The organism is Kocuria varians (assembly GCF_006539885.1).
GTDB lineage: Bacteria > Actinomycetota > Actinomycetes > Actinomycetales > Micrococcaceae > Kocuria > Kocuria varians.
Genome location: NZ_BJNW01000016.1, coordinates 62,940 through 82,579, shown reverse-complemented (window position 1 = coordinate 82,579; position 19,640 = coordinate 62,940). Strand labels below are relative to the sequence as shown.

19 protein-coding genes, 1 tRNA gene and 2 pseudogenes are annotated in these 19,640 nt (G+C 72.8%); 3 read left to right on the top strand and 19 right to left on the bottom strand.

Annotated features, from left to right (window positions below):
* Positions 1-132 precede the first annotated feature (132 nt).
* Positions 133-963, bottom strand: a complete 831-nt coding sequence (gene tsf, locus KVA01_RS09495; RefSeq protein WP_068470730.1) for a translation elongation factor Ts — start codon at positions 961-963, stop codon at positions 133-135.
* A gap of 118 nt (positions 964-1,081) precedes the next feature.
* Positions 1,082-1,936, bottom strand: a complete 855-nt coding sequence (gene rpsB, locus KVA01_RS09490) for a 30S ribosomal protein S2 (RefSeq protein WP_068470728.1) — start codon at positions 1,934-1,936, stop codon at positions 1,082-1,084.
* Positions 1,937-2,608: 672 nt separating this feature from the next.
* Here rpsB and KVA01_RS13005 point away from each other — a divergent pair.
* A complete protein-coding gene (locus KVA01_RS13005) occupies positions 2,609-3,013 on the top strand; it encodes a M23 family metallopeptidase (protein WP_231860689.1) in 405 nt (134 codons plus the stop codon).
* Positions 3,014-3,055: 42 nt separating this feature from the next.
* On the opposite strand, the gene KVA01_RS09480 is transcribed toward KVA01_RS13005, so the two are convergent.
* From KVA01_RS09480 to KVA01_RS09455, 6 genes are all read right to left on the bottom strand, one after another.
* Positions 3,056-3,129, bottom strand: a tRNA-Ile gene (locus KVA01_RS09480).
* A 220-nt stretch (positions 3,130-3,349) separates the two neighbouring features.
* Positions 3,350-4,504 carry a glycosyltransferase gene (locus KVA01_RS09475; protein WP_233438835.1) on the bottom strand — a complete coding sequence of 385 codons (1,155 nt, stop codon included), beginning with the start codon at positions 4,502-4,504 and terminating at the stop codon, positions 3,350-3,352.
* A gap of 37 nt (positions 4,505-4,541) precedes the next feature.
* Positions 4,542-5,477 (bottom strand): DMT family transporter, encoded by a 936-nt coding sequence (locus tag KVA01_RS09470; protein ID WP_141269960.1) that lies wholly within the window; start codon positions 5,475-5,477, stop codon positions 4,542-4,544.
* Between the two features lie 122 nt (positions 5,478-5,599).
* A complete protein-coding gene (locus tag KVA01_RS09465) occupies positions 5,600-6,469 on the bottom strand; it encodes a phage holin family protein (protein ID WP_141269958.1) in 870 nt (289 codons plus the stop codon).
* A 124-nt stretch (positions 6,470-6,593) separates the two neighbouring features.
* The gene (locus tag KVA01_RS09460) at positions 6,594-7,442 is read right to left on the bottom strand and encodes an ABC transporter ATP-binding protein (protein WP_141269956.1); all 849 of its coding nucleotides are present in this window, start codon (positions 7,440-7,442) and stop codon (positions 6,594-6,596) included.
* Between the two features lie 2 nt (positions 7,443-7,444).
* Positions 7,445-8,299 carry an ABC transporter permease gene (locus KVA01_RS09455; protein WP_503826043.1) on the bottom strand — a complete coding sequence of 285 codons (855 nt, stop codon included), beginning with the start codon at positions 8,297-8,299 and terminating at the stop codon, positions 7,445-7,447.
* 354 nt (positions 8,300-8,653) lie between these two features.
* Here KVA01_RS09455 and KVA01_RS13240 point away from each other — a divergent pair.
* A pseudogene (locus tag KVA01_RS13240) lies at positions 8,654-9,607 on the top strand (histidine kinase); the annotation flags it as partial.
* A 414-nt stretch (positions 9,608-10,021) separates the two neighbouring features.
* On the opposite strand, the pseudogene KVA01_RS13235 reads toward KVA01_RS13240, so the two are convergent.
* From KVA01_RS13235 to KVA01_RS09405, 11 genes and pseudogenes are all read right to left on the bottom strand, one after another.
* Positions 10,022-10,510 (bottom strand): annotated as a pseudogene (locus KVA01_RS13235) (pyridoxal-phosphate dependent enzyme); the annotation flags it as partial.
* 45 nt (positions 10,511-10,555) lie between these two features.
* A complete protein-coding gene (locus KVA01_RS13230) occupies positions 10,556-10,777 on the bottom strand; it encodes a hypothetical protein (RefSeq protein WP_218023606.1) in 222 nt (73 codons plus the stop codon).
* Positions 10,774-11,454: a GHMP family kinase ATP-binding protein gene (locus KVA01_RS13225; RefSeq protein WP_443093545.1), complete on the bottom strand. Its 681-nt coding sequence runs from the start codon at positions 11,452-11,454 to the stop codon at positions 10,774-10,776. The genes KVA01_RS13230 and KVA01_RS13225 overlap by 4 nt, the downstream gene beginning before the upstream one ends.
* A 45-nt stretch (positions 11,455-11,499) precedes the next feature.
* Positions 11,500-11,721: a hypothetical protein gene (locus tag KVA01_RS09440; protein ID WP_141269954.1), complete on the bottom strand. Its 222-nt coding sequence runs from the start codon at positions 11,719-11,721 to the stop codon at positions 11,500-11,502.
* A 104-nt stretch (positions 11,722-11,825) separates the two neighbouring features.
* Positions 11,826-13,067, bottom strand: coding sequence for an MFS transporter (locus tag KVA01_RS09435; RefSeq protein ID WP_141269952.1), 1,242 nt, complete (start codon positions 13,065-13,067; stop codon positions 11,826-11,828).
* Positions 13,064-13,927, bottom strand: a complete 864-nt coding sequence (locus KVA01_RS09430) for a Rossmann-like domain-containing protein (protein ID WP_233438832.1) — start codon at positions 13,925-13,927, stop codon at positions 13,064-13,066. The genes KVA01_RS09435 and KVA01_RS09430 overlap by 4 nt, the downstream gene beginning before the upstream one ends.
* Complete coding sequence (locus KVA01_RS09425) at positions 13,924-15,036, bottom strand: ABC transporter substrate-binding protein (protein WP_141269950.1); 1,113 nt, start codon at positions 15,034-15,036, stop codon at positions 13,924-13,926. The genes KVA01_RS09430 and KVA01_RS09425 overlap by 4 nt, the downstream gene beginning before the upstream one ends.
* Positions 15,033-15,974 (bottom strand): ABC transporter ATP-binding protein, encoded by a 942-nt coding sequence (locus KVA01_RS09420; RefSeq protein ID WP_233438831.1) that lies wholly within the window; start codon positions 15,972-15,974, stop codon positions 15,033-15,035. Before KVA01_RS09420 ends, KVA01_RS09425 begins: the two co-directional genes overlap by 4 nt.
* The gene (locus KVA01_RS09415; RefSeq protein ID WP_141269949.1) at positions 15,971-16,930 is read right to left on the bottom strand and encodes a FecCD family ABC transporter permease; all 960 of its coding nucleotides are present in this window, start codon (positions 16,928-16,930) and stop codon (positions 15,971-15,973) included. Before KVA01_RS09415 ends, KVA01_RS09420 begins: the two co-directional genes overlap by 4 nt.
* A 213-nt stretch (positions 16,931-17,143) precedes the next feature.
* Positions 17,144-18,061: an alpha/beta hydrolase gene (locus tag KVA01_RS09410; RefSeq protein ID WP_141269947.1), complete on the bottom strand. Its 918-nt coding sequence runs from the start codon at positions 18,059-18,061 to the stop codon at positions 17,144-17,146.
* A complete protein-coding gene (locus tag KVA01_RS09405) occupies positions 18,058-18,795 on the bottom strand; it encodes a DUF998 domain-containing protein (RefSeq protein WP_068470708.1) in 738 nt (245 codons plus the stop codon). The genes KVA01_RS09410 and KVA01_RS09405 overlap by 4 nt, the downstream gene beginning before the upstream one ends.
* 217 nt (positions 18,796-19,012) lie before the next feature.
* On the opposite strand from KVA01_RS09405, the gene KVA01_RS09400 reads away from it, so the two are divergent.
* The gene (locus KVA01_RS09400) at positions 19,013-19,639 is read left to right on the top strand and encodes an NAD(P)H-binding protein (RefSeq protein WP_068470705.1); all 627 of its coding nucleotides are present in this window, start codon (positions 19,013-19,015) and stop codon (positions 19,637-19,639) included.
* The last annotated feature ends 1 nt before the right edge of the window (position 19,640 follow it).

Sequence of the window (19,640 nt, the reverse complement as noted above, 5' to 3'; positions counted from 1 at the left end):
GGGGCACCCCCTTGTCGGAGGTGCCCCGCCGTGACGGGACGCGGCGTCGTCGTTGTCTCCCGACGACGACGCCGCTGCCGCGCCCCTGCGCCGCCACTCATGTGAGCGGCGCGCGGGCACGGGAAGAAACGATCAGGCCCCGACGCGGAAGCGCGCGAACGCCGTGGCCGTGGCCCCGGCCTCGGAGAGCACCTGGCCCACGGACTTCTTGGAGTCCTTGGCGAAGTCCTGGTCCACCAGAACGACGTCCTTGTAGTAGCCCTTCAGGCGGCCCTGGACGATGTTCGGGATGATCTTCTCGGGCTTGCCCTCGTTGCGGGCGGTCTCCTCGGCAACGCGCTTCTCGTTCTCGACCGTCTCCGCGGGGACGTCGTCCTCGGAGAGGAAGACCGGGGACATGGCGGCGATGTGCACGGCGACGTCGTGCGCGGCGGCCTCGGCATCGGCACCGGATACGGCCAGCAGGACACCCACCTGGGCGGGGAGGTCCTTGGAGGTCTTGTGCAGGTACACGGCCACGTGGTCACCGGCCACGCGGGCCACGCGACGCACGACGACCTTCTCGCCCAGCAGCGCGCCGGTCTCGGTCACGAGCTCGGAGACGGGCTTGCCGTCCACCTCGGTGGCCAGCAGGGACTCGAGGTCCGCGGCGTCCGCGGCAACGGCGGCGTCGAGCACCTTGTTGCCGAACTCCACGAACGGCGCGGACTTGGCCACGAAGTCGGTCTCGGAGTTGACCTCGACCATGTAGCCGACGTTGTTCTCGGCGCGGGCCACGACGATGCCCTCGGCGGTGGAACGGCCCTCGCGCTTGGTCACGCCCTTGAGACCCTTGACGCGGATGACCTCCATGGCCTTCTGCATGTCGCCGTCGGCCTCGTCCAGGGCCTTCTTGACGTCCAGCATGCCGGCTCCCGTGCGCTCGCGCAGGGCCTTGATGTCAGCAGCGGTGTAGTTCGCCACGTGAACTCCTCATGTTGTCGGTTGGTGTGCGCACCGTGCGTCCCGTGGACGCCCGGTGCGGTTCCGGTCCCCGTAAGGGGTCACCGGGAAGGTGGGGAGCTGAGTGCCTCCCGCGGCCTCACTCGGCGGCGGTGGCGTCCTTCTCCGCGGTCTCGACGGCCGGGGCGGCCTCCGTGGTCTCCTCGACCGCGGCGGTCTGCTCGGCCTTCTGCTCCTGGTGCTGCTCGAGCAGCTCGCGCTCCCACTCGGCCATGGGCTCCTCGGCGGCGTTGGACTTGCCGTTGTGGCGCTCCATGAGGCCCTCGGCCACGGCGTCCGCGACCACGCGGGTCAGCAGCGAGACGGAGCGGATGGAGTCGTCGTTGCCCGGGATGGGGAACGCGACCTCGTCCGGATCGCAGTTGGTGTCCAGGATCGCGACGATCGGCACACCGAGCTTCTGGGCCTCGTCGACGGCGAGGTGCTCCTTGTTGGTGTCCACGATCCAGATCAGGGACGGAGTCTTGGTGAGGTTGCGGATACCGCCGAGCGTGCGCTCCAGCTTCTCCTTCTCGCGGCGCAGCAGCAGCAGTTCCTTCTTGGTGTACTGCGAGCCGGCGACGTCGTCGAAGTCGACCTCTTCCAGTTCCTTCATGCGGTCGATGCGCTTGGAGACGGTCTGGAAGTTGGTGAGCATGCCACCGAGCCAGCGGTGGTTCACGTAGGGCATGCCCACGCGGGTCGCCTGCTCGGCGATCGCTTCCTGGGCCTGCTTCTTGGTGCCGACGAACAGGATGGTGCCGCCGTGGGCGACGGTGGCCTTGACGGCCTCGTACGCCTTGTCGATGAAGCCCAGCGACTGCTGCAGGTCGATGATGTAGATGCCGTTGCGCTCGGTGAAGATGAAGCGCTTCATCTTCGGGTTCCAGCGACGGGTCTGGTGGCCGAAGTGGACGCCGTTGTCGAGCATCTGGCGCATGGTAACGACGGGCATGTCGTCTCCTCGTGGATATCTGACGGCCCGGGGGCCGCCATCGGTTGACGGTTCTCGACCGGCGGTGCCGGTCCCTGGCGCGATGCGGGGACCGCTCCGAGGAGCCGTCCCACGCGCCCCGTACCGCCGGCTCCCGTGGACGGGAGCACTGCGGACCGAGGGGCACGCACCCGGAGGGAACGGATCCGTTCCGGGTTCCTTCGCGCGCGAAGTCAATTGCCTGCCTGGTTGGGCAACCCGCGAGCGGGCATGCAGAACCGATGGCAGGGCAACTGCACGGGCCAGTCTAGCGCATTGCGCGGCATGCCGGCTCCACATGCCGCGCGGACACTGGGGGCGACGACGACGCCGCGCGAGCCTGGGGGCATGCCGCACCTCGTCCGCCACCTCCACCCCGCACCGACCGGGGCCGCCCTCGCCGTGCACCGGGGCCACCATTCGCCGGGGCCCGCCGGCGGTTCCCCACCCAGGCGCGCGGCCACCGCACGTGGTGGCGCCGTCCTCGTCGCTGGGGTCCGCGCCGGCACTCTCCCCCGGGCAGTCCCCGGCGGGCACGGTTCAGGAGGGAGCGCGGCGAGGGCCCTGGCGCATGTCCTGCTGCTCGCGCTCCTGCTGTGCACAACCGCGGCGGCACCGTCCGCTGCGGCGTCGTCGCCCACCTGGTCCTGGCCCGTGACGCCCCGACCCGCCGTGGAACGGCACTTCGAGGCCCCGGCGAAGAAGTGGCTCCCGGGGCACCGGGGCGTGGACCTCCACGCCCCGCCCGGAACGGTGGTGCGTGCACCCGAGGGAGGCACCGTGACGTTCAGCGGGGTGGTGGTGGACCGGGAGGTCCTCACGGTCGACCACGGGGACGGGCACCGCTCCTCGTTCGAACCGGTCGAGGCGCTCGTGCACACGGGCGACCGCGTGGTGAAGGGCCAGCAGATCGCACGGGTTGCCGATCCCGCCCACGGCCCCGCGGGCAGGTCGGTGCACTGGGGCGTGCGGGAGGGGGACGAGTACGTCAATCCGCTGCAGTTCGTCGCGGACCTGCGGCCCTCGGTGCTGCTGCCCGTGCCGGAGCACGGGGGCTGAGCTGCGCGACGTCAGGACCGCGTGACGCGGTCGTCACCTGTGTAGGGCGGGTGGGGCTTGAACCCACGACCCAAGGATTATGAGTCCTCTGCTCTGACCAGCTGAGCTACCGCCCCTCGGACGGCCCGTACCGGGCCGCCGCACCACGGTACCCCACCGGGGGCCTCCCGTGGCGTCCGGTGTCCCTGCGCGCAACCAGGTGGCTCACCCGCGCCACACCGGTCACCGGGCGCGGCCCACCTCGCTGCCGCGCGGGGACACGCACCCGCACGCGCCCCGGGACGGGGCAGCATCTCCACGAACCGCCCGGGGCGGGACCGGCGTCGTGGTGCCCCGTCAGCGCGAGGCGCCGCCGTACAGGGACTCGAAGCGGTCCAGGGTGCGGGCGAAGGAGTGCTGCGAGACCATCTGGTGGCTGCGCTCCCCCATCGCGCGGCGCTGCTCCTCGGGCGCGTCCAGGACGAGCTGCAGCTTGCGCGCCAGGTCCCCGGGATTGCCGGGAGCGAAGAGGTAGCCGTTGCGGCCCTCGTCCGCGAGGTGCGGCAGGGCGCGGGCATTGGCGAGGACCACGGGCTTCGAGGCGCTCATGGCCTCCAGAGTCACCAGGGACTGCAGCTCCGCGGTGCCCGGCTGGCAGAACACGTCCGCCCGCAGGTACGCCCTGCGCAGCTCCTCGTCCGTGAGGAACCCGAGGAAGTGCACGCGATCCGCCACACCGAGCCGGTGCGCGAGGGCCGTCAGCCGGTCCAGCTGCTCGCCCTCCCCCACGATCTCCGCGTGCACGTTCTTCTCGCGCGGGATCAGGGCGAGCGCCTCGATCAGCTCGTTGACGTTCTTCTCCACCGCGAGGCGGCCGCAGAACAGCACCACGGGGTGGTCCTGCCGGCCGATCTCCTCGCCCTCGGCGGCCTCGTAGTGACCGGCGTCGATCCCGTTGGACACCGCCAGCGCCCGGTCCGCCACGCCGTTGTCGACCATGGTGCGCACCGCCAGCGGGGTCGGGGCGGTGATCACGTCGCAGCGCCCGTACACGCGGCCCAGGTCCCACCACGAGACCTTGCGGTAGCCCTTGATGAACCACTCGGGGAACGGCAGGAACGGCTCGATGTTCTCCGGGATGAAGTGGTTGGTGCCGATCAGCCGGATCCCGCGCCGGGAGGCCTCCCGCGCGACCAGGCGCCCCAGGATGTAGTGGCACTGGATGTGCACGACGTCCGGCTGGAGCTCGTCGAAGAGCCGGGTGACCTCGCGGGCCACCTCCCATGGGAAGCAGATCCGGAAGTAGGGGTGCGTGAACGCGTGGTGCGAGCGGAACCGGTGCTCCACGACGCCGCGGTCCTCCATGATCCGGGAAGGGCCGCTGGTGGGCATGGGCGCCGCCACGTGCACCTCGTGGCCGCGCTCGAGCATGCCGTGCGCGAGGCGGCGGGCGAACTGCGCGGATCCGTTGACGTCCGGCGGGTAGGTCTCGGCGGTGATCAGAAGCTTCAATGCAGTGGGTTCCGTACGTTCGTCATCGGTCGGGGCGTCAGTCCTCCGTGGCCGACGCCGCCTGCTGGCCGGTGCCGCCATCCCGCGTTCCGGAGCGGGCACGTCTGGCCGCTCGGCGCTGGATGACCTCGGGGTGGAACTGCGAGAGCAGGACCACGCCGACTATAGCAACGACACCTGCGAGCCCCATGCCCACGGCGATCCCTCCGGTGAAGCCCGGGCCGGCCTCCCCGAGCACGAGCAGCCCCAGCGCCACGCCCACCATGGGGTCCACGACCGTGAGTCCGGCGATCACCAGGTCCGGGGGTCCGCTGGAGTACGCGCACTGCACCATCCAGCCGCCCAGCACCGCGGCAACGAGCAGCATCAGGACACTGAGCCAGTTCACGGCGCCGAGGCCCCCGGAGGTCAGCGCGGTCATGGTCAGGCGCACGAGCACGGCCACGAAGCCGTAGAGCACGCCCGCCCCGATCACGTAGAACATGCTGATGCGGTGCCGGCGCAGCACCACCTCGATGATCCCGATGAGCACCACGAGCCCCAGCAGCATGAGCACCACAACGTTCTGCGCCCCCTCGTCCGGGTGTCGCGTGGGGTCCGTGGCGGAGACCGCGCACACCACGAAGCCCGCGCCACCCAGGGTGCACAGGGCCACCGCGAGCCAGGTCCTGCGGTTGATGGTGAGTCTGCGGTGCCGGGCGTGCAGCAGGGTGGTGATGACCAGGGCGATCACCCCGATGGGCTGCACCACCGTCACGGTGGCCAGGGCCAGCGCCGAGACGTTCAGTGCCATGCCCAGGGCGAGCAGCCCCGTGCCGAGCAGCCAGCGACCGTTGCGCAGGAGGGCCGGCAGGTTGCGGGGGTTCAGCGCGCCGGAGGTCTCCCCCGTGACGGCCGTCGACTGCGTCTGGGTGCCGACCGCCAGGCACACGGCCGAGGCGATGGCCAGCGCCACCGCGATCCACTGGGTCATGCTCGCCGTCCGTTCTGCATCGTGGGGCAGGCCGTGCACCCCGGGTACGCGCAGGGCCGGGTCACGAGGACCCGGCCCTGCCTGCGTCCCCCGCCGCGGTCACGGTGCGGCGGGGAGCGGGATCACTTCTTGAGCAGCTTGCGCAGGAACACGAGGAACGCGGTCCCGGCGGCCACGGCAACGGCCAGCGGCTGCCACCGCTCGCTCAGCGTGTCCGCGGCGGAGGTGGAGCCTTCCGCGCGCACACCCTGGGTGCCTCCCTTGGTGGCGAACGTGCCCTTGAGCGTCTGCTGCGTGGTGCTGACCGTGCGCGAGGTGCGGTTCACGAAGCCCTGGGTGGCGGACTTCACGGAGTCCACGCGGTTCTGGACGTCGTCGCGCAGGCTCTTGAGGTGCTCGCGGCGCAGCTTCAGGCGCGAGCGCAGCTGCTCCTCGGTGGGAGCCACGGGCTTGACGCGGTTGGGGTCGTTCGCGGCTTCCTCCTTCTTGCGCTGCTTGCGCTGCTTGGCCTCGTTGATGTCGCGCTGCACGCGGCCCTCGTTGTACGCGGAGCCCTCCTTGACGACGCCGAGGTCGTAGCGCAGGCCGAAGATGGCCTTCTCCGGCACGAGCGGCATGGCGCTCTTGATCTTGGAGACGCCGATCAGCGCGAGGATCGCGACCACCACCAGGAACACGACGGCGAGCAGCAGCGCGGCCAACCACGCGGGCATCACGTGGGAGAGCCCGGCGATGGCGGCACCGATCAGTGCGATGGTGGCGAACAGCAGGAAGACCAGGCCGACCACGGCGAACGCCGCACCCACCCCGACCTTGATGCCCTTCTCCTTGAGCTCGAGGACGGCCAGCTGGGCCTCGTCCTTGAGCTGCTTGGGGAGCAGGCGCAGGAAGACCTTCACGACGTCCGTGATGGGCGCCGGACCGGGCCTCGTGGTGCTGCGGGTTCCTGTGGTGGGTGAGTGGCCACTGTTCGGGCCCACTGTGTGGCTCATGCCGCCTCCGGTGAGTACGTGATGGTGATGGGTGGAACGATCTGGTCTCAAACTACCACCCGCCCGGTCGGCCCCCGACGTTGCCGGGGGCCGACACAGGGCCCGGTGCCGTGGGCGGGGCGGTTCAGCTCAGGCGGCCGTCCTCCATGGTCACGCACTCGTCCGCCAGGGGCACGAACCCGGTGTCGTGGGTGACCACGAGGGACGCGAGGGAGAACTGGTGGGTGAGGTTCGCGAGCAGCTCCATGATGCTGCGGGAGCGCTCCTGGTCCAGCGCCGCGGTGGGCTCGTCCACGAGCAGCAGCTGGGGGTCGTTCATCAGGGCCCGGGCGATGTTCACGCGCTGGCGCTGGCCGCCGGAGAGCTGGTGCGGGCGGCGGTCGCCGCAGTCCACGAGCCCCACCTGGTCGAGCAGGTGGTCCGCGCGGTCCCCGGCCTCCTTGAGCTCCTTGCCCCGTGCACCCGCAATGTGCGCGGCCAGCACGAGCTGCTCCCGCGAGGTGAGTGCCGCCAGCAGGTTGGGCTGCTGGAAGACCATGCCGGTGTGGCCGCGGCGGATCCGGGCGAGCTCCTTCTCGGGCAGCTCCGTGAGGGACTCCCCCGCCACGGTGACCGTCCCGGAGGTCGGCCGGATCAGTGCGGCCGCCACGGCGAGCAGCGAGGACTTGCCGGAGCCGGAGGGGCCGACGAGCGCCGTCATCGTGCCCCGGTGCAGCGTGAGGTCCACGTGGTCCAGCGCTGTGACGGTGCGCGGGGTGCCGTCCGCGTCCGTGCCGTCCGGGTAGGTCAGGGACACGTCCCGCACGGCCAGCGCGGGTGCCGCGGCCTCGGAGAGGGCGTGGTCCACGGAGCCGGGGTGGCGGGCGTCCAGGTCCCCGCCGGCGAGGTGCTCGGGAGGGTGCCCCTCGTGGCTCTCGTGGGCGGAGGCGTGGCCGGGGGCGCGGTGGCGGGGTTCGGTCTCGTGGGCGTGCATGATCAGTTACCTCCCAGGGCAATCATCGGGTCGACGGTGGAGACGCGGCGGACGGCGAGCAGCGAGCCCAGCAGCCCCAGGACGAGGACGCCCAGGACGGGCAGCCCCACGCTCATGACGCTGAGCTGGAACGGCACGGCGGAACCGGCGAGCAGCCCCCCGAGCAGTCCGAGCCCACCGCCCACGAGCACGCCCAGCGCCAGGACGATCGCGGCCTGCACGATCGAGTCCCGCACCACGTAGCCGCGGTCCGCCCCGAGGGCCCGCAGCACCGCGATGTCGCGGGTGCGCTGAATGGTCCACACGGTCAGGAAGGAGACCACCACCAGGGCGGAGATCCCGTAGAGGAAGCCCTGCATCATCAGCAGGGAGCCGCGCTCGGACTCGTAGGCGGGAAGTGCCGCGAAGGCGTCCTTGGTGGACATGGCCACGGTGTCCGTGTCCCCGGGCAGGTCCTGCGGGTAGTCCTTGCTGGTCAGCGCCAGCGCCGTGGCCTGCTCGTCCGGGGTGGTGTGCGCCACGGCGGGGAAGTCGTCGATGCTCAGCCAGGCGACCGGCACGTGGCTGTAGTACTCGTTCTCGACCACACCGGCGGCCTTCAGCGCCTTGCCGCCCATGGAGACGGTGTCTCCCACGGAGACGTGCATGTCCTCGGCCAGCGTCTGGCTCAGGACGACCTCGCCCCTGCCGGCGTGGGCCTCGCCGGAGGAGGCCTTCAGGCCGGAGGCCAGCTCCGAACCCTGCTCGAGCGCGATCCCGGCGGCCGCGGTGGTGTCCGCGCGCGACGTCGTCGTGCCCCCGTCCTGGGACTCGGCGCCGCTGCGGGCGCTCGTCTGGGTGATCCCCACGCGCTCCACGGAATCCTTGCCGGCGCCGTCGCGCCACTTCTGCAGCTGGTCCTCGGAGATCTGGGACGTGGTGAAGGAGGACTTGCCGGAGTCCCCGGGGGGGCGCGCTGAGCACGAGGTTCTGGGCGCCGAGACGCTCCAGGGCCGAGGTGTTCTGGTGGCCCAGGCCGTTGGTGAGGCCGGTGAGCAGCACCAGCAGGAGGGTGATGAGGGCGACGACCGTGGCGAGCAGCGCGAAGCGGCCCTTGGCGAAGGTGATGTCCCTCAGGGACAAGAACATGGGGTGACTCCCGTGACGAAGGTTCGGATTCCAACGTTCCTCCAGTCTCGTGCGCGGGGCGCCCCGGGGAATCGCCACCGCGGATGAACCCCGGTGCGCAGCCGGATGATCCCCGGATCAACCGAACGGTTGATGCCCACCCGGGGGCTCGTGCGTACCATGACCACGGACTCCGGCGGCACTGCGCCCCGGCGCCGGCCCCCGCCCGTCGTCCAGGAAGGCCCATCGTGCCCCAGGAGCTGAGCACCCCCGCGCTGCTGGGGACCATGCGCGTCACGCTGCACGTGAGCTTCGCGGCCCTGCTTGCGCTCGCGGGCGTGCGCACCCTGCTGTCCTGGCCGGAGGGCTCCGGCGGGCAGCTCTCGCCGGTGCTCGTCCCCGTGCTGACCGCGCTGCTCGCTGTCGTGTACGTGGTGGGGACCACCCTGGAGAGCAGAATCGCGCGCGGGCGGGCGGACCGACGCCTGCTGCGGTGGACGCCGGTGTGGCTCGCCGCCGTGACCGTGCTGTGGATCTGTCTGGCGCTGCTGAGCCGTGACTTCGCCTGGGTGGTCTTCCCCCTCTTCTGCCTCTACCCGGTGCTGCTCTCCCCCGGGCCCGCGCTGCTGTGCGTCGTGGGGCTCACGGGCGTGGTGGTGGCCTCGCAGCTGCTGCACGCGCCCCCCGGCGGGTTCACCGCCGCGATGGCCGTGGGCCCGAGCATGGGTGCGCTGGTGGCCGTGCTCGTGAGCTACGGCTACCGCGCCCTCTACCGGGATGCCCAGCGCCACCTGCGCGTGATCCGCCAGTTAGAGTCCACGCGCGAGGAGCTCGCTCGGCAGGAGCGCACGGCCGGGACCATGTCCGAGCGGGAGCGGCTCTCCCGGGAGATCCACGACACCCTCGCACAGGGGCTCACCTCCATCGTGCTCGTCTCCCGTGCGGCCCAGCAGTCGCTGTCCCGCGAGGAGCAGGACGTCACCGCCGCGCGCCTGGCCACGATCGAGGGCACCGCCACCGCGAACCTCGCCGAGGCGCGGCGCTTCGTGCGCGACCTCGCCTCCCCCGCCCTCGACGAGTCCCTGCCCACCGCGCTCGCGGAGATCTGCCGCCGCACCGAGGAGGGCGCACGTGCCGCGGACACCGGGCTGCGCTGCGAGTTCTCCGTGCAGGGCGAGATCCCGGACCTCACCGGGCCCCAGCGCTCGCTCTTCATCCGTGCCGCGCAGTCCACCCTGGCCAATGTCACGTCCCACGCGCACGCCTCGCGCGCCGTCGTCACGCTCGCGGGGTGGGAGGACGCCGTGACCCTGGACGTCGTGGACGACGGCGTGGGCTTCGACCCGCGCGCGACCGCCCGCCGCGAGCGCGACGACTCGTTCGGGCTCTCCCACCTGCGACGCCGCGCGGCGGAGCTCGGCGAACAGAGCGTGGTCGCGGCACAGCGAGACGGCCCCGGCGCGGCTGACCTCCGCGCTCACCCAGTGGATCTCGCGGTAGAGCTTGTGGCGCACGTTGCGGAACTCCATGGAGCTGCCGATCCCGGCGATCAGCATGTCCGGGTCCTCGACCGCCTCCGAGCCGAACGTCACGGACCCGAACGGCTGGACGCCCGTGAGCCGCACGGCCAGCCCCGACTCCGCGAGGCCCAGCGCCAGCGCTCCGCTGGAGGCCCCCGATCCCACGGGAGCCACCAGGTCCACGCCGGAGAAGCCCTCCCGCCGCAGCCGTTCGCCCAGCCCGAGGGCGAGATCGCGGTAGCCGTGGTAGTGCACGGCGTCGTGGTACTGGCGCATCCAGTGCCAGTCCGGGTGCTCGGCCAGCAGCTCGCGGATCCGCGCGACCCGCCGGTCCTGGTCTGCGCGCAGACAGTCGGAGGGCGGCATCTGCTCCAGCCGTGCGCCGAGCATGCCCAGCTGCAGCCGCAGGGTCTCGTCCACGGTCGTGGAGCCCACGATCATGCACCGCAGCCCGGCCTCGTGGCAGGCGAGCGCGAGGGCCAGCGCTTAGATCCCGCTGGAGGAGTCGACCACGGTGTCCCCGGGCCTGATCTTCCCCTGGGCGAGCAGGTGCTGGACGGCCCCGCGGGCGGAACGCACCTTCATCACCTCGAAGCGCAGCGCGAACAGGCCGGGCCGCAGCCGGATCAGGTCCGGGGCGCCCACGGCCTGCGCGGCGTGGTCCAGGATCTCGGCGGTCCACGGGTCGTCCGTGTGCGTGGCGGTCATGCGTTCCTCCAGATGGTCTCGACGGTCCTCGGCAGTCCCAGCTCGTCCAGGGCCGTGCGGGCATCCCGTGCGCGGTGGACGGCGTCCGGGCGGCGGGCGTCCACCATGACGGCGCACGCCGTGCCACTGTGCGCGATCTGCACACCCACTCCCCCGACGTCCCGGCAAATTTCGAGCAGGTCGGGCAGCTCCGGTTTGGGCAGGCGGGCCTGGTTGAGCAGCGCGGAGCAGGTGGCGGCCTGACCCAGCAGCCGGGCGTCCCGCTCGACCACCGCCCGTTCCAGCCGGTGCAGGATCCGTGCGCACTCGCGCCGCTCCCGGGCGGTGTGCTCCGGGGCCCCGAGCGCAAGGGTGTCCACCGGCCCGCCGGACGCGTGGCACCCCACGAGCAGCACGGGCGGGAACCCGCGGTGCCAGCTGCGGATCACGCGGGCGTGACGCTGCGCGAAGAGCACCGGACGGCGCCCGTGGGCCAGCGGATCGCACGCGGTCTCTGCCCGGCGCGCGAGGTCGCTGACCTCCCGCGGGGACAGTCGCAGACCGTGGGCGTCCGCCACCGCTCGAACGCCGGCGACGACGTCCGCGGTGGACGAGCCCATGCCGCAGCCCGGTGGGATGTCGCTGGCGATCCGCAGCTCCCCTCCCCGCGCGGCGGGGAGTCCTCGGGACCGGCACAGGCGCAGGGTCAGGCCCGCGGCGCGCGCGGCCTTCTCCCGGCAGGCCTACGCGCGGACCCCACCGCGGTCGACGACGCCGCTGCGGCCGGGGTCGAGCACCTCGCTCACCTGGCGGGGGTGGACCGGGTGGTGGTGGCCGCCCGTGCCGTCCGGGTGACGTGGACGCTGCGGGTGGGGCGGCGCGTCGGCACGGTCCGGGCGCCACGGGTGGAACTCCGCGCGGGCGTGCAGCTGCGGCAGCGGGACGGTGACCAGCGCGGGGACCACGCCCTCCTCGCAGGGGAAACTCCCCTGGACGAGCTCGCCGTGGTGGGCCATGCAGTGGCCACGGCCCACAGCCTCTCGCGCGGCCTGGCCGGTCGGGCGAGCCCTCACGGCGACTCCCGGACGCCGCTCGTCGCGGACCCGGCCGCAACCGCGGCGCACGCAGCCACGACGGCGGCCAGCAGCGTCGTCGTCGCGAGGGCCACACCCGCTCCCGTCCACCCGGCCAGGCCGAGCCCGGCCCCCGCGAGCGAGGCCCCGAGGCACACGCCCAGGCTCTGCCCCGCGCCGTTGAGCCCGAGCACCGTCCCCCGGTGCCCCGCGGAGGCGCGCACCAGGAGCGTGGTCACCACGGCGGCGACCACCGCGTGGGAGGCGCCGAGTAGCGCCGTGGCCGTGAGGGCCACCACGAGGTGGGTGGTCGTGAAGACCAGGAGCACCGCGGGCGCCCCCACCAGCGCCGCACCGCACGCGATCCAGGCCGCGCGGGCACTCGAGTGCAGCGAGCGCAGCAGCCGCCCGCCGAACCAGTTGCCCAGGAAGAACGCGACGCCGGAGAGCGTCCAGACCAGGGAGAACACCCCGGCGCCCAGGGCGAAACGCTCGAAGTACACCACGGAGAGGTAGGCCAACTGACCCATGAACGCGGTGGTCCGCAGCGCGGAGACCAGGAGCATGGCCGGGACGCCGGGCAGGTCCCGGACCACGCGCAGCCCGGCGAGGTAGCCGGTGCGGTGGGCGGGCGGCGTCGTCGGCCGGGATCCGGTGCCGCGGCGCGTGCGGCGCCACAGCAGCGCGGCCGTGAGCACCGCGAGCAGGGCCGTGGCCAGGAGGTCCCCGCGCCATCCCCAGAGCACAGCCGGGCCGGCGAGCAGCGGGGCGGCCAGGACGGCGGTGAGGGTCATGGTCGCGGAGACCTGGGTGGCCGCGCGGCCGGAGGTGGCCTCGTCCCGGAAGCGGTCCGCGGCCATCGCGGAGACAGCCGGGTTCAGCACCGACGTTCCCGCCCCGACCAGGAGGCAGAACGCGGCCCACGCACCCGCGGAGCCGAGCGTCCCGAGTGCGCACGCGAGCGCCAGCAAGAGGAGCGCCCCGGCCGCCGCCACGCCTCCCGTGCCGCGCAGCCACCCCATGAGCACGGGGTCCTGGCCGCTGTCGCGCACGATGTCCACGAGGAACGTCGAGTAGACCGTGAACGGCACGAGCCCCAGCGCGCACGCGGCGAGCAGCGGCCGGATCCGCGCGGCGATCTGGAGGTCGGTCAGGGCGAGGTCGTCCGGTCCGGTTCCGGTTGCGGCTCCCGGCGTGGTGGCTCCCGGTGTGGGCGCGGGGGTGCGGCGCGCGGTCATCGGCCCGACCCCTCCGGCGCCCCGTAGACGTGCAGCGCCGTCGGTTCCGCGCTGAACTGCGAGAACGGGAACTGCTCGGCGCTCAGGGCGGTGACCCCGCGGCCCAGGAACTCCCGGGCCACGGCCGGCGCGGACTGCGCGTAGACGCCCAGCGGGATGCCGCGGTCCAGGCAGCGCCTGCGGATGGCGTCGAAGGTGCCGTTGCCAATGGTCATGCCGGTGGCGATCACGGCGTCCGCCTCCCCCAGCACCTCGTGCATGTCGTGACTGACGGGCTCGCCCCACTGCGTCTCGGTCATCGCGAGGTCGCACGGCAGCACGCGGGCACCACGTTCACGCAGCGCGCCCACGAGCGGGTTCACGACGCCGATCAGCGCGACCCGTTGCCCCTCGCGGATCGGCAGCAGGTCCGCGACGGCGGCATCCCGCGCCTGGGCGCGCTCGTCCGGGGTGCCGGCGGGAAGGACGACGGCGCGTGCTCCCGGATCCGTGCGGTGGGGCCGTCGCGCGGCGAGCCACGCATCCAGTACGGCGGTGCGCACGGGCAGCGAGGGGTGCTCGAGCAGCTCCCGCACGGGCCGCCCCGAGAGCTCCGGAAGGGCCGGGTCCAGCTCGTGGGCCTCCAGGGCGCAGCCGCCGAAGGCTCCCTCCACCCGTACGAGCACGTACTGGTAGCGGTAGAGCGCGCTGCCGCTCGCGAGCCGTGTGCCGTGCTGCACGGCGAAGACGCTGCGCGCGATCGGGCCGGTACCGCCCTGGGTGCCCAGGTGCTCATGGACCGTGGCGATCAGGTCCGCCACGGAGTGCGTGGTCGATGACGCGGCCGAACCCGCCGCGGCCTGCCCCGCCGCCCCGCTCACCGCAGCCCCTTGGTCTTGAGGTAGTCGGAGAGCTTCTGGGCGCCGTCCATCGTGCGGGGCCCGGAGACAGCCTCCCCGTAGTCCATGACGTAGATGTCGCCGTTCTTCACCGCCGGGGAGTCCTTGATCGGGGACTCCTTGGTGAGGTAGTCGATCTTCTCCTGCACGGGCTGCTTGTTGTAGTCCACGACCACCACGGCCTGCGGGGAGCTCTTCACCACGAACTCCCAGCCCACGGTGTCCCAGCGGGCGTCGAGGTCCTTGGTCACGGAGGTGGCCCCGGCCAGGTCGATCATCTCGTTCAAGGACGTGCGGTGGCCCGCGGTGTAGGGCTCCGAGGTCCCGGAGTCGTAGACGAACACGCGCGCGGGGTTCTCCGGCCGCGGGGCCTCCCGCAGCTCCCGGCGCTCGTCCTCCAGCTCCTTCACGAGCTTCTCCGCGCGGTCCTCCACGCCGAAGATCTTCCCGAGGTCCTTCAGGTCCTCGTTGGTGGCGTCCAGCGGGTTGGGGTCGGAGGTGTCCCCCTGGAAGCCCTTGCACGTCTCGTGCTGCATGTACGAGTTGATGCCCACGCCCTGCAGAGAGTCCGGCGGGACCCCGCGGGCCTCGCTGAACCCGGCCTGCCAGCCCGCGAAGACCCAGTCCGCCTTGGCGCTGACCACGGCCTCCTGCCCCAGCACGGAGTCCGAGATGGTCTCCACGCGCTGGTAGTCCTCCTTGTACGGGGACTTGTCGATCACGCTCGTGACCGTCTTGGGCATCACGATCCCGCGCATCCGGTCCGAGAGCCCCAGCGCGAACATCTTCTCGATCGCGGAGACGTCGTACGCGACCGGGCGCTGCGGGGTGGCGTACGTGCTCGTACGGCCGCAGTTCTCGATGGTCTTCTCCGCGCCGGCCGCGGCGTCCTTCTGCACCTGCGCACCGCAGCCGGTCAGCAGCAGGCACGCGGCCGGGCCCACGGCCAGCGGACGGGCGCGCCGGGACAGGGCGACGCCGCCCGCCCCGCTCGTGCGCGCGCGGTCCGGTCCGCGGTCGGTTCCGGCCGCCGCAGCGGGGGCGACGGGAGCGGCGTGGCGCTCGTTGCTCGGGTGCGGGGATGCGGTCATGAGGGGTCCTCTCGTGTGATGGGGAACAGCAGGTGGGGTGCCCCGGTGTCGGGACGGGTGATGAGCACCGGGCGCACGCCGTAGACGCGCTCCACGGTCTCCGGGTGCAGGGCCTCGTGCGGCGGTGCGTCCGCCACGATCCGCCCCGCGTCCACCACGACCACCCGGTCGCACAGCGCGGCGGCCAGGTTGAGGTCGCGCAGCGCCATGAGCACGCCCGGGCGCTCGGTGGTGGTGCCGCGGATCGTGCGCACCAGGTCGGACTGGTGGCGCAGGTCCAGGTGGTTCGTCGGCTCGTCGAGCAGCAGGTACCGGGTGCGCTGGGCCAGGGTGCGGGCGATCAGCACCCGCTGGCGCTCGCCGCCGGACAGGCTCAGCACGCTGCGAGCGGCCAGCTCCGCCACCCCGGCGCGCTCCATGGCGGTCCGGGCGACGTCGTCGAGGTCCTCGCGCGGCGTCGCCGGGTTCGCGGTGGCCCCCAGGCGCACGACCTCCCCCACGAGGAAGTCCAGCTCGCCGCGCTCCTCCTGGGGCAGCGCGGCGATCCGCGCGGCGGAGTCCCGGAAGCGCAGGGAGTGCAGGGGGTCGCCGTCGACCATGACGGCCCCCCCGCACGGCTTCAGCGCCCGGTAGAGGGCCTTCAGCACGGTCGACTTGCCGCAGCCGTTGGGGCCCACGAGGCCAACGACGTCGCCCGGGGCCACCCGCAGGGACAGGTCCGGGACCACGGTGCGTCCGGCGACATCGAGCCGCAGCCCGCGCAGCTCGAGACCGTCCTCGGGTGCGGGGGCGTCCCGCGGGGTGGCCGTGGTGCCGTGCATCGCCGGCGCGACGTGCTCCGGAGCGGGACCGGAACCGACCGCGGGCGCGACCTCCGAGGGATCGACGACGAGCGCGGCCGTGTCCCGACCCACGGGCCCTTGGTGGCGGGCGGTCATCGCGAACCCCCGAAGACGTAGCCGGCGCGGCGCATGAGCACCAGGAACACGGGGACGCCGATCACCGCGGTGACCACGCCCAGGGGCAGCTCGCGCGGCGGCACGGCCACCCGGCTGAGCAGGTCCACCCACACCATGAACAGAGCTCCGACCAGCGGCGCGACCACCACGGCGCGGGAGTGCGCCGGGCCCAGGACGATGCGCGTGGCGTGCGGGACCACCAGCCCCACGAAGCCGATGGTTCCCGAGACCGCCACGAGGGTCGCCGTGCCCAGCACCGTGAGCACGAAGAGCTGCACGCGCATCCGGTCCGGGTCCACGCCCAGGCTGGCCGAGGAGCCGTCCCCCAGGGAGAGGGTGTCGAGGTCCTGCGCGCGCCACACGAGCCACGCGAGGCACAACAGCACGACGACGGCGGGCAGCGGCAGCTGCTCCCACGTGGCCGCGCCCAGGGAGCCGAGGGTCCAGAACATGACGGTGCGGGCGGCGTCGCCCTTGGCGTCGAAGAAGACGATCGCGGCCATCAGCGCCTGGAAGCCGAAGGAGAGCACCACGCCCGTGAGGATCAGGCGCACCGGCGCCACGCCGCTCGGGGTGCGCGAGAGCAGGTACACGAGGATCGACGCCGCGAGCGCCCCCAGGAACGCGGCACCGCTCAGCGCGAAGCTCCCGAGGGCCGTGAACAGCCCCCACGAGACGACCGCGCTGGCGCCGACCACGGCGGCCAGCAGCACGCGCGGGGTGCGGAGGTCCAGGATCACGGTGTAGCCGGTGAAGTCCGCGGCCGGGACGGTGCCCCCGGTGACCGCGGCCCACAGGAAGCGGGCGGTGTCCCCCACGGGGATGGGTGCCGCGCCCCAGGAGACGGCCAGGGGAACGGAAGCGCCCAGGGCCAGGATCAGCGCGAGGACGAGCGCGGCGTGGGCGCGTGAGTAGAGGCGTGCTGTGGTCTGCATGTCACGCTAATGATAATCATTTGCAATAATTCTTCATAAAACGACGCCGTCGGCGGACAGGGTGGCACCGGGAAAGTGTGCGCAGGCAGCGCCCCCAGCGGTACGGAGCGTGCGCAGAAGCCGTCGGAGAGCGGCCTCGTCTGCGCTGCTGGACGCAGGGATGATGCGTCAGCGGGCGGCACATCTGCCGCGGCAAGCGCGGGGGAAAAGTCCTCAGCGGGCCGTACTGCCCTTGGCCGCCTCTGCCACCAGGGCGGCGACGGCGCGCGGCTGGTCGAGCATCACGAAGTGCCCGCTGCGGCGCACCACGCGGCGCGCGACCCGGGCCTCGTCCGCGAGGTCGCGCGCCTGCCCCAGCACGTAGCGCACCCACGAGGACAGCCCCGGGCGCGGGATCCGGCCGTTCGCGGCGACCACCAGAACGGGCAGACGGCGGTCCAGGGGTGCCGCCAGCCGCAGCTGCTCCAGCTGGTGCATGCACGAGCGGTAGCCCGCGAGCTCCCGGAGCGTCTGGGCCAGGGGGCTGCCGTCCCGTGCCTCCTCGCGCACGCCGGGGATCGCGCGCACCAGACCGCGTCTGCCGGGGACGAGCAGCTCGGCCACGGTGGGACCGATCACCGACCAGACCGCGCGGGTGCGCCGCGAGAGGGCCCACGGCAGGGTCCGGTGCCGGAACGCGTGGGCGGCGCGGGCGGCGACGTCGCCATGATGGGTGCCCTCCGCCTCCGGGACGGAACCGTCCAGCAGGACGAGGTGGGCGATGCGCTCGGGGTGCAGCCGTGCTGCGGCCTCGACCACCGCGGCACCGTAGGAGTGGCCCACGGCGGTGACCGGGCCGGTGACGTCGCAGGCGTCCAGCGCGGCGAGCAGGTGCTCGGCCTCCTCGGCCAGCTCGGGGAGCTGCGGCGGGACCTCGTCCCCCGGGGCGTAGCCCGGGCGGTCCACCACAATGACTCGGAACCCACGCCGCAGCAGCGCCACCAGCGGAGCCCAGTCCCACAGCGCGGAGGCGACCCCTGACGAGCAGAGCACTACCGGCCCGGTGCCGACGTCCAGCACCCGGGTGCGGCTGCCCCGCACCGTGAGAGAGCGGACGTGCGCGCGCAGCAGCCCGCCCGTGGACGTGGTCACGACGCCGCCGCCCGGGACCCGGCGCGCAGCCGGTCCACCACGGGCAGCCCCGCGGCGGCCACGAGCCACACAACGATCGCGATCATCGAGATGCGCTGGGTGATCCCCTCCGTGGGGATGCGGGTGACGAGTGCGTCGATCCCGGACAGCGCAATGGTCACGATCCCGGCCCAGCTCGCGATCCGCACCACGCGGTCCGCGCGGGTGCTCAGCACCAGGGACGCGAGCATCGCGACGATCAGCGCCACCCCCACCAGGGCGGAGGAGACGGTGTGCAGCTGGTGCTGGACGGGCAGCGTGCCGGCCTCCTCGGCCGCGTGGCAGACCGGGGAGATCGAGGGCGCGCAGGTCATGGGGTTGATCGCGTCCACGACCGTGGCCAGTCCGGCGAACGCGAGCGACGCCGCCCACGTGCGCACGGCCACGCGCCCGCGCCGCGAGGTGGCACCCGGGGTGCCGCTCGACGTCGTCGTGCCCCCGCCGCACGCGGCAGGGGCCGGACCGCCGGGCAGACCGCGCCACAGCGTGCGCACCCTGGCGTAGGAGAGCACCGCGATCACGACCAGCAGCACACCGGCCAGCCCGTCCGCGGTGCGCAGCAGGGAGGCGGCGGGGCGGTCCGCCACGAAGTACTCGGAGGCGTAGGAGGTCCACGGGTCCAGCAGCGGCGCGACGAGCCACGCCGAGTAGATCACCGCCACCGCGAGGCAGAGTCGGCGGGAGGCCAGGGTCACGGGCCGGATCACCTTCCTGCGTCGTCCGGGGGGCGGGTGGAGCACCAGCGGTTCACTCTACCCGCGCGGCTCCGGGGGTCGAGCTGTGGACTGGCTCAGCTGCCCCTCCTACGCTGGCAGGAGGTCCGGCGGTCACCCCCGGCGGGCCAGTCGCGGGGCTCACATGCTGTGCGGTCACGCGACCGACACCCAGTTCTCCAGAGCATCAGGAGTCATCATGACCAACGTCCTGGTCCTCGGCGCCTCGGGCCAGATCGCCCGCCAGGCCCTGCCCATGCTCGCCGCCCAGGGAGACACCCTGACGCTTCTCGCCCGCACCCCGAAGAAGGTCGACGCGCCGGAGGGTGCCCGCGTGGTGGAGGGCGACGTCCTCGACGCCGACGCACTCGGCTCCGTCATGCAGGGCCAGGACGCCGTCTACGCCAACCTCGCCGGTGACGTGGACCGTCAGGCGGAGGCGATCATCTCCGCGATGGACGACGCCGGGGTCCGCCGGCTCGTGTTCGTGCTCGCCCTGGGCATCTACGACGAGCTGCCCGAGCCGTTCAACACGTGGAACCAGAGCATGGTCGGTCCCATGCTGAAGGTCTACCGCCGCGCCGCGGACATGATCGAGGCCTCGGACCTCGACTACACCATCGTGCGCCCCACCTGGCTCACGGACCGCGACGAGATCGACTACCAGACCACGCCCCGCGGCGAGCAGCCCAAGGGCACCGAAGTCTCCCGCAAGAGCGTGGCCGCGCTGGTCGCCGAAGCCGTGGCGCACCCCGACGAGTACGCCCGGACGGACCTCGCCATCGACAAGCCCGGCACCGAGGGTCCGAAGCCGTCCTGGTACTGAG